General features: G+C 37.5%; 7 protein-coding genes. 3 read left to right on the top strand and 4 right to left on the bottom strand.

Annotated elements, in window-relative coordinates:
• A partial coding sequence (locus JW841_06740; GenBank protein MBN1960625.1) for a hypothetical protein occupies positions 1 to 347 on the bottom strand: 347 nt, incomplete at its 3' end.
• 197 nt (positions 348 to 544) lie between these two features.
• On the opposite strand from JW841_06740, the gene JW841_06735 reads away from it, so the two are divergent.
• A complete protein-coding gene (locus JW841_06735) occupies positions 545 to 1,198 on the top strand; it encodes a DUF4143 domain-containing protein (GenBank protein ID MBN1960624.1) in 654 nt (217 codons plus the stop codon).
• A 95-nt stretch (positions 1,199 to 1,293) separates the two neighbouring features.
• Here the strand turns inward: JW841_06735 and JW841_06730 are convergent, their stop codons facing one another.
• Positions 1,294 to 2,595: an ankyrin repeat domain-containing protein gene (locus JW841_06730; GenBank protein MBN1960623.1), complete on the bottom strand. Its 1,302-nt coding sequence runs from the start codon at positions 2,593 to 2,595 to the stop codon at positions 1,294 to 1,296.
• Positions 2,596 to 3,155: 560 nt separating this feature from the next.
• Here JW841_06730 and JW841_06725 point away from each other — a divergent pair.
• Positions 3,156 to 5,648: a GAF domain-containing protein gene (locus JW841_06725; GenBank protein ID MBN1960622.1), complete on the top strand. Its 2,493-nt coding sequence runs from the start codon at positions 3,156 to 3,158 to the stop codon at positions 5,646 to 5,648.
• Here JW841_06725 and JW841_06720 read toward each other — a convergent pair.
• Together JW841_06720 and JW841_06715 are read right to left on the bottom strand one after the other, a co-directional pair.
• Positions 5,637 to 6,413, bottom strand: a complete 777-nt coding sequence (locus JW841_06720) for a response regulator transcription factor (GenBank protein ID MBN1960621.1) — start codon at positions 6,411 to 6,413, stop codon at positions 5,637 to 5,639. The two genes, JW841_06725 and JW841_06720, sit on opposite strands and share 12 nt — an antisense overlap.
• Before the next feature lie 99 nt (positions 6,414 to 6,512).
• Positions 6,513 to 8,057, bottom strand: a complete 1,545-nt coding sequence (locus JW841_06715; GenBank protein ID MBN1960620.1) for a serine hydrolase — start codon at positions 8,055 to 8,057, stop codon at positions 6,513 to 6,515.
• A gap of 498 nt (positions 8,058 to 8,555) precedes the next feature.
• On the opposite strand from JW841_06715, the gene JW841_06710 reads away from it, so the two are divergent.
• Positions 8,556 to 9,566, top strand: coding sequence for a hypothetical protein (locus JW841_06710; GenBank protein ID MBN1960619.1), 1,011 nt, complete (start codon positions 8,556 to 8,558; stop codon positions 9,564 to 9,566).
• Positions 9,567 to 9,672 lie beyond the last annotated feature (106 nt).

Here is a 9,672-nt window from a genome sequence, read left to right as displayed (position 1 = left end):
CATAATGTAAATGGCTCGCGGCTACCTTTATTAGCATTCTGTGGTTTTAATGTTACTTGTTTATAGCGAACGTCGAGTAATGCCTTACGCGCGGCTCGTTTTCTACCTGGCGGGATCGCCAGTTCGTAGCTACCAGCCAATTCAGCAGCAGCAACTGTCGCCCACAGTTGACGGTCACCGTCAAGTGTAATCCGATCTTGGCAAACACGAATCGTATACCATTGTTGTGATGTAGATGCTTGCCTTAACAGCTCACGAAAGTCTGCCCCAGCATCACACTGATACCAGCGCTGTGTTGTACAGCCAGTATCCTCAAATGCTTGGTTAACTAATCTTATTGCATACAACCAATAGCGGATTTCTTTTTGCCATAGCGATCGTTTTTTGCGTGATTTTTTTACCCACTTATCACCACGATACCACCAACACTGACCAGCAAGTCCTAAAGAAAACTTAGCTAATGCTAAGGCCTAAAGGCGGGCGGCTTTGACCATCCCAGCATGGGACAGTAAAAACCTCTGTTAACGATGTCTGGCACCCTTTTATTGCAGAACGTGATGTAAGAAATCTACTAAATGTAGGTAATTTACGCGACTTTGAGAGATTTTTACGGGCTTGTGCAGCTCGCACCGGTCAATTATTAAATATGTCAGAAATTGGTCGTGATGTAGGTATTTCACCAACTACAGCCAAACAATGGCTTAGTGTGTTGCAGGCGTCAAATCAAATAATATTGCTTGAACCGTATTATCGCTCGCTTGGTAAACGAATAACTAAATCCCCAAAATTATATTTTACTGATAGTGAGCTAGCTTCATTTCTCATGCGTTTTCAATCCCCCCAGAGTCTATGGAATAGCCGCGAAGTGGGGACGCTATGGGAAACCTACGTTATTGGCCAGTGGTTAAGATGGCGCGATTGGTATAGTCCCCATGTTTCGTTGTGGTATTGGCAAGATCGCTTGGGAAATGAAGTTGATTTATTATTAGAAATTAATCAGCGCTTAATAGCAATTGAATGTAAAATTTCAAATCGTCCTACTTCATCACAACTAAAAGGTATTGCAAAATTACGTGATTTTTATGGTGAAGCTATGATTGTTGCTAGCTATATTGCCAGTATTACAGAGCAACCATATAAATTAGGTGACGGCACATTGGTGCAAAATGGTTGGAGAGTTTGGGAACTTGTCATTTAAAATATTGATATAGTTCAAATATAATATGCTAACGGTTATGTCGTATGGCACCATTTTTATGGCAGATCTCTAATAGCCCTAGTATTTTTTAACGCTTAATGCTTACTCCAAATTGATTTTGGTAAAGCACTCCAATCAGGTCTCTCAATACCTTGCTTGGGCCAAAAAATCGGCAGTTCTGCTAATGGTTGACGCAAAGTTGCAAGATCTACCTGAAATAATTGTTTGTCATTATCATGGTAAAAACGCATTATACCACTTACTTGCTTACTGAGTAATAACCAAGTGTGGCGTGGAGATTTAGGCATACGATAAATTGGCGAAGGTGTTGGTAGCACAATTTTGCTATTGCCTGAAATAATATCGATCTTTGCAATTTTCAAATCAAAAGATGATACTAAATAGAATAGCGCCTCATTTTGATCACTAGCCTCTAACTCTGTTTGACCGTCAATTTCTAAAACGGGTAAATGTTGTTGATCTGCAACTTTAATTATTAATACCTGTTGATCTTTATCACCAATGGTAAGCCATCTCATCACGCTTTGATTTTCTGCTGCTGGTTTTACAAAAATTTCCTGTGCACCATTTAGACGTAAAATCTTACTTACTTCATGTAAACCACGGCGTTGTGCAAGAGCCCGTGGTGTATAACCCATATTATCTTGGGCATTTATATCTGCTTTATGGGCTAACAACACCTTAACCATCAAAGCATGACGGACCATATGCAGTGCAGTTCTACCAAATTTATCGCGAACATTAATGCCTGCACCTTTAGCTAGTAGCAACTCGGCGTATTTCTCCATGGCCCCAGCCGCTGCAAAATGCAAAGGGGTACGACCATAACGATCTGTGCTTTGCACATCAAGACCAAGCTTAATGAGTTCGACGATCATCTCGTTATTACCAAATTTGGCCGCTAAATGAAGCATAGTCTCGCTAGATTTAGTCCGGGCCTTAGCATTAGCCCCATGACTTATTAGCAGATGTGCGGTATGCGCTCCGGGATGCTCTAACGATACGTGTAGCGGCGTCCAACCGAATTTATCCTCGATATTTATATCAGCTCTTTTACTAAGTAGGTATTTAACAATTTTATCTTCATATGCTTGTACCGCTAAAAATAGTGGAGTCCTACCTTTAAAATCACGAGCATTAATATCAGCGCCTTTTTCAACCAGCATGGTGACTATCTTTAAAAATCCATTCTCTGCACTTAAGTGTAAAGCTGTTTTGCCTTGTTCATCAGTTTGTGTTGGTAAGACCCCTTTTGCTAAACAAACGCTGACACGAGCCCCATTGCCTTGTTGCGCTGCTTTTAACAACCCAGCGGCATCACAGCCCATGCTTAATATTCCTAAAATAATAAGCAACAATTTAATCTTTATTAACATTTTAAAAATCCAAATAAGTATAAATAATAGTTATTGTTATTGTATTACTAAACAACTTGCAAGCGATAGCCAGCACTATGTTAATCATAAAAATATAACAGCATAACCACAATTTAAATGTAAAACCGAAATCAATCTTGTTTGGCGTTTATTTTATTTTTTGCCTACCATGAATTACCGTGCTGAATTCGCGATTTTCAATGCATAATTACTCATTGCGCGGTGCATTATATTTGTAAATTAGCACCACCGATACTTAACCTCATAACAATACTTAGTTTCATCTGCTTTTTAACATTATGCACGCATATTTAATTTCTTTATTTTCTATATATATTTGCCGTTTTTTTAATTAATTCTTATTTATAAATTACTCCTTAGCTTGATTGATCTATTTTTATAGTTTACCAACAGGTAACTTACGTCCTCTATCTAAATGGACAAGTTCAAACTTCAAGTAATTAAATCGAGGAGTCAAAATGGCCCTTCGTATCACAAATGAACTTATTGCTGACGTTAAAAGTTGATTTAAATTCTAAGTTAAGTAAAGGTTACCATCAGTGAAATTAAATTCACAACGAGGTTTTTGGCCAAAAACCGTCATAATCTTAGCACCAATATTGTTGCTCCTTACTGTAATTAATCTCTACCTTGAGCTTGGTCATGATTACGGTGGTTTTTTGCCGAGCTGGTCGCAAAAACGCAGTGTTATATATCCTACGATAATTTCCGCGCAAACTGGCAATGCTTGGATAAGTCGCGAAGCATTCGCTCGTTCTGCTTGGTATATTAATCCTGCTACACCTGCATGGTGGCCAATCATTGATAAATATAAATTGAGATATAATGATGTATTAGTAGCACTTGAGTATATTGAGTATGGCAGATGGTCTAGCAATGCTTATACATCTATTGCACGCGAAGATATTTCTTCTATACAGCTTACAATTTTACGAGATCACCAACAGCTCGATCTCGATATACCAATAAAAAAATTCACCTGGACCAATCTTATTGAAGCAAAACTACCAGACCTTATTGTAGGCTTTTGTTTCTGGTTACTGGCATTTGCGGTCTATCGTGCCCGCCCCAAAGCTAAAATAAATTATGTCGCTGGCATTGCGCTGAGTTTATTTGCTGGCAATATCTGGTTAACGGTCTATACCGCAGATTTTAGCGGATTATTGCCTTTATTTATACGTAATGTTATAGTAGGTATAATTGCAGCATTTGCTGCACTTTGGCTTTTACGCCTAGCCCTAGTTTTGCCATTTCAAACTATAAATTCTCCAAGATTATTTATGCCATTACTTAACTTTGTAGCCATTGTCACTTGCTTTCTTTTCATTATATCTTTTATCATTATTTGGCAAAATCAATGGAATGTGCAGTTTTGGGATTTGCAAAGACAATTATTGCTTATAGCTATGAGTTTAGTGTTAACCATTACATTTCTAGCTTATTTCTTTTTCATTTCTCGTCAGTTCTGGTTAATTTTTCATCGTAATTTTTCGCGCCGAATAAGACGACAAAGTTGGTTACTTCTTGCTGGCCTAATACCAGCGATACCGTATTTTAGCGTTGATTTTGGGCATCCTTTTATTGGTCAAGGATACTGCTGGCATGGATTTGATTTACGTTTAGGCTTATTACCTTTAGCAATTTCTTTTGCAATTGTTGTTGTGCGCTACCATAACTTTCAACGATTACCTAAAACTATTTTCTTAGTTTTAATGATTGCCTTCAGTGCTTTACTAGCGGGTATTGGTTCATGGATTTTTCGTATCATTAAACCAATAGCAGCTAATAATCTCAGCTTGTTTTTCTTTCTTGCGCTTATGGCCACTGCTATTGCTGTCATTATTATATGGGGATTAAAAAGTGGTCTGCATGGCATTTTTGCGCGTCTTTGGCACTGGGATGATATAAGCTATGCAGCGGTTCGACGTTTTGGTCATAACGTTGCACGACCTGGCGGTTTAGCCAATTTACCTGAAACCATAGTTAAAGCAATAGTCACAGAATTAGAATTAGAATGCGCGGCAATATGGCTTTGGAATGATACACAAGACTCTCTTATGTTAGCAGCCTCTTCGGGTAATTGTACTAATTTATCCTTACCAAAAACTCTTGAACCGTCAGCTCTGCGTAAAAACATTGGCGCAATTTCATATCGTGATTATATTAACGAACCAACAATAAAGTACATTAATTATGTGAAACCTGCCAATACCTTAGAAATTATTGTTCCTTTAATTACATCTGGACAACCTATTGGAGTCTTGGGTTTTGGCAAACGTTGGACCGATGAGGTTTTTGATGAGCGTGATCTTGAAATTGTAGATTTAGTAGCACAACAAGCCGCTTTACTTTTAACCGCTGCGCACATTGATCAATTACGACAGTTTCCTATCCAAATCGCTATTATTCAAGAAAAAGAGCGTTTACGTATATCGCAAGAGTTGCATGATACGATTCAACAATTTTTAGGCCGACTACCATTTCAACTCGAACTTAGTCGACAAACTGCTTTTGATGACCCGAAAACAACGCAACAAGTTTTAGAAAAATGTATTGATGACGTGGGCGTCGCCGCTCAAATGGTACGAGATGTGTGTAATAATCTCGCACCTCGTCATCTCGACAAAGGATTATGTCGCCCTTTAAACTTACTGATTGAAAAATTCGCTTCACATACTGCTATTACTACACAAGTTAATATTTCATCGTCAGTTGACAGCATACTATCTGTTGATGCTCGTCATGCTCTTTATCGCGTAGTACAACAATCTCTAGATAATATCGTTGCTCACGCCAAAGCAACTCATGTTCAAGTTGATATTTATAAACAAAATAATCGTGTTTTATTTACCGTTAAAGACAATGGTATAGGCATCTCACTGCAAGACCGTTTGCAGGCTGAAGAACGTGGTAGCTTTGGATTAATTTCAATGAACGCTCGTATCACATCGCTGCAAGGTGACTTTAATATTAATAGCAGCCCCGGAAAGGGTATGACGGTTACCGGTTGGCTACCTGTTTTAGTTATATGACAAATCATATAACATACATGATTTAACAATGATTACGGATTTACGCAGATTGGGTGCCACATGCCCCATTTCAGTAAGCCCTAGTCTATCATATACTTGCCCAATATAATTTTCTGCCGTTTTATGCGAAACATTCAAAGCTTTGCTAATACCGTCAACATTGAAAGAATTTGCTAAAAAACGGGTGACCTGAAGCAAGCGAGGTGGTAGAGCTGCAATACTGCTAACCGCATATTCAACATATGGTTTTTCTTCATCCGTAAGTTTATCTACAAAATTATTATAGCTGGCCTGTTGTTTAACTGTTATTACATTATCTATTAATACTTTTCCGGCCATCACCTCATTAACAGTTTTAAGCAAATCTGCAGGTGAACACCCCTTAAGTTGGTAAGCAATACCACGTATACCCTCTTTTACTTTATCTAAAAATGTAGCAGCAACATCTTCATAAGCCGAAAATAAAACAATACCAATATCTGGATAACTTTGTTTTATACGCCAAGCCAGAAGACTACCACGATCATGATCAGTTGCTGCCCCAGGTTCAGCTGGAATTGCTAAATCTAAAATTGCAACATCGACATTTTTCTGTTGAATAATTTGCCAAGCATTATCTTCATCACCGGCCTCAAATACTTTAAAACCAGCGCGTATAAAAAATGGTCGCATACCATCTCGATTAAATGCATCATCATCTACTAGTAGCAAGCGATGCTCAAACTCTGAAAGGCCATCATTCTTTTCTAGCGTAGTCGAGTTCATGGTTATTACTTTATAACAATTAGAAATATATTTAAACCAAAAACGAAAGAGGGAAAACCCTCTATTTTTATTTTGTGGTTATTTTCAATTGTCATTAATTCAATTCTTCTTAACTCCTGTCAGCCTACCCATAACCCTTTTATTATTTAAGGCCGCTAAAATTTCCCATACTGGTTGATCTTTACTAAAATCCATAGTCATTATTAAATCGTCTGCTCCATTCAACCAAGTTAACCGTGCAATAAGTGTATGCTCGTCAAAATGTCCAATAGCTGACATAGCACTGGCTAATTCTGGTTGACTAAAGCTTGCAAGTTGATTGATACGCTCAACTCCATCAAGCCCTACGATAACATTATATTCTTTATTGCCAACCTCCCAAGTTGCTGAAATTTCACCAGGACTAGAGATTGCAAAACTAATGGTACTGTTATCTTCTATTAAATATTCAGCGCCATCGATACTTTGTGCTGGTAAAGAATAAGTTACTTTTTTTGCTTTGGGCTTTTGTTCATATGCCGCAATAGCATTTGCTAAATATTTGTCTGCCGCTAAAGAGCCTTTACCCGTAACTGCTGGGGTTACGTAAAGATTAAACAATATCTCGGGCAATTCCCAGTCTTCATCTTCACCGGTTAAATTGCTGCAAAATACCGCCACTAGTTTTAATTTTGGTACCACAATTATATACTGACCCCCAGAACCACGGCCAAAAAAAGTATCCTTATTTACCCACCATTGATACCCATAACCATCGTTGTCATTTAAAAAGCTATTTTTTGTTTGTTTTCTTGTGGACTGCTTTACCCAGGCTGCCGGTACTATTTGCTGATTATTAAAAGCACCATTATTAAGCATTAACTGTCCAATTTTCGCCATATCTTCAGGAAGTAAATAAAGACCAAAAGCGCCATGCGTTGTACCAAGTTTATCAGCCGCCCAATAAACATCACTAATACCTAAAGGCGTAAATAACTTCTCTTGAGCATAATCAAATGTAGATTTACGTGCGCGCTTTTGAATAGCAGCGCTTAATAAATGAGAAACGCCATTATGATAGAAGAAGCCAGTACCAGGATCAATATGCGCGGGGAGATCCAAAACATACTGCGTGGGATCACTGCTATTAATCATTTGTTCAAAAGCATCATACATATTTAAATTAACTTTATCATTTTGCCAATCAATACCTGCTTGCATACTAAGATAATCATGCAATGTTGTTTTGCGTTTGCGCTCATCGAGGTACTTTATTTTTCGATCATTAAAAATATCAACCATATGCTCGTCAACACCTTTAAATAGTCCGTCATTAATAGCAATACCTATCAGAATAGAAATAATACTTTTAGTAACTGAAAAAAGCTGGCGCTTATACTGCGGCCCATAAGGGTATTTATATGCTTCGGCAATTATTTTACCATTTTTAACAATCAAAATAGTATTCACTGGTTTACCGGTAGTAGCTAAATTATTAAAAAGCCGAGCCAGTTTTTGGGCATTAACCCCTTCTGCCGCAGGAGTACTACGCGGCAAACTATAGTCAACTCCAACATTAGTCTGTGCTTTAGGTGCACTTATGCTTGTAGTGGCAATAATTATAGAGACTATAATTAAATAAGTTACTCTCAATTTTCGTAACATAATCGGCTCCTTAATAATAAGTTACTAATAAGTTGCAAAATAAACCCTCAACCACGTCATTTTCTGTTACTAAAGTCTCAATAAAATTCGCACTCGCACCGAAGCCTACCGTACTGCCTTTTTTAAAAGCATGATTAGGAGAGATAAGTTTTTTGCCTCACTTTTCATTTTCTTGTGGTATCCCGATATTTTTTAACTTTTTATTTATGTTTTGTGGTTACTAGCAGCACGGTAAGGCTCCTGTTATTTGGTGGTTATTGATTTTTACTGCTATTACGTAAGTTATTATGTTTGTTTTTTTTAAAGACGCGTTAGAGGGATATCACCCTAAAATATCAGTGGGTTTTCCCCAAAAATGGCTAATAAAAGTACTTTTTTACAAGACTAAACCTACATGGCTTTAATTATTTCTTCACAAGTGTTAAGGAGCTGATTTGTTTTTTAAAAGTTGTGTCTTTTTAACCCCGCAAATGCTGCGGGTAATTTTAGAGGTCAACCATGCTTAGCGAATTATTTGCCGCTGTTAGCGCTACAATACTAACACAATCATTTTCGACAAATACTAGCACTGCAATAGTCATTGCCGTTATTTTTTTTGCTCTTGCCCTTTTTACTTGGCAGCGTAGTCGAGCTTTACAGAAACAACTAACCCAAGCCAAGGCCGATCACGCAAAAACCGTTGAAGAAATAAAAGCAAGCCAAATTCGCGAACGTGAGATTACTAAAAAATCTGATGAACGAAATACCGAACTGCAGCAATTAAAAAAAGATCTTGCTGCTATTCGTAAAAAGAACCATACCACTCAAGAAGAAGCTAAATCGCTTAAATCTCAATTGCGCACCCAAGCGGAACAATATGAGCGCAAACTTGCCTCCCGTCCGGCTTTTTCGCCTGTTCCTAGTTCTGAAAATGACAATTTGGCTGCAAACAACACCAATACTAAAAGCTTTCATGCAGACCAAACTAATACTGCTAAAGTTGAACCAATCACTACTATCAATGCAGACAAACCATCCAATACTGATCAATCTGCAACGATATCTCATACTGGTTTTGCAAATGAACAAGAGCTAAAAGATAAAATTATAAAACTTGAACAAGAGCATGAAAAATTGACAACAAATTTTAACACCGCCCGTGAAACCATTAATAAACAAAAAGGAGAATTGAGCAAGCTACATCACTATGCTGAGCAACTTCGACGTATTGATATTATATCAAAAGGCAAAGTTGAAACTCTTGAAGATAAAGTCTCATCTTTAGGTAGACAATATTATGAAGCGATTAGTGAGTTGGCTTTATTAAAAGGCGAAGTTGCACTACCAACCAAGCGCTCAAATAATAAAAATGGTAAAAATAAACATTCTAAATCTAAAAATGCTAAAACAGATATTACCACAGCATCCGAAACTTCTACAGCTAAAGGTGAAATTGAAAATATCACCTCAGAAAGTGATTCTATAGCTATGCAAATCAATACTGCTGATTCAGCTTTAGAAGATAACTAAACTTAAGAATAATCGCCACCGTAATAATTAACTAGTTGAGCCACTTGCAAAAATACCATAATAACCTTTTCATCGTCACCCTCGCGAACGCGGGGGTCCATAACAT

Source organism: Deltaproteobacteria bacterium (assembly GCA_016931625.1).
In the GTDB taxonomy this organism is placed as follows: Bacteria; Myxococcota; XYA12-FULL-58-9; order XYA12-FULL-58-9; family JAFGEK01; genus JAFGEK01.
The sequence above is the reverse complement of the archived record's forward strand: the minus strand, read 5'-3'. Positions and strand labels throughout refer to the sequence as shown.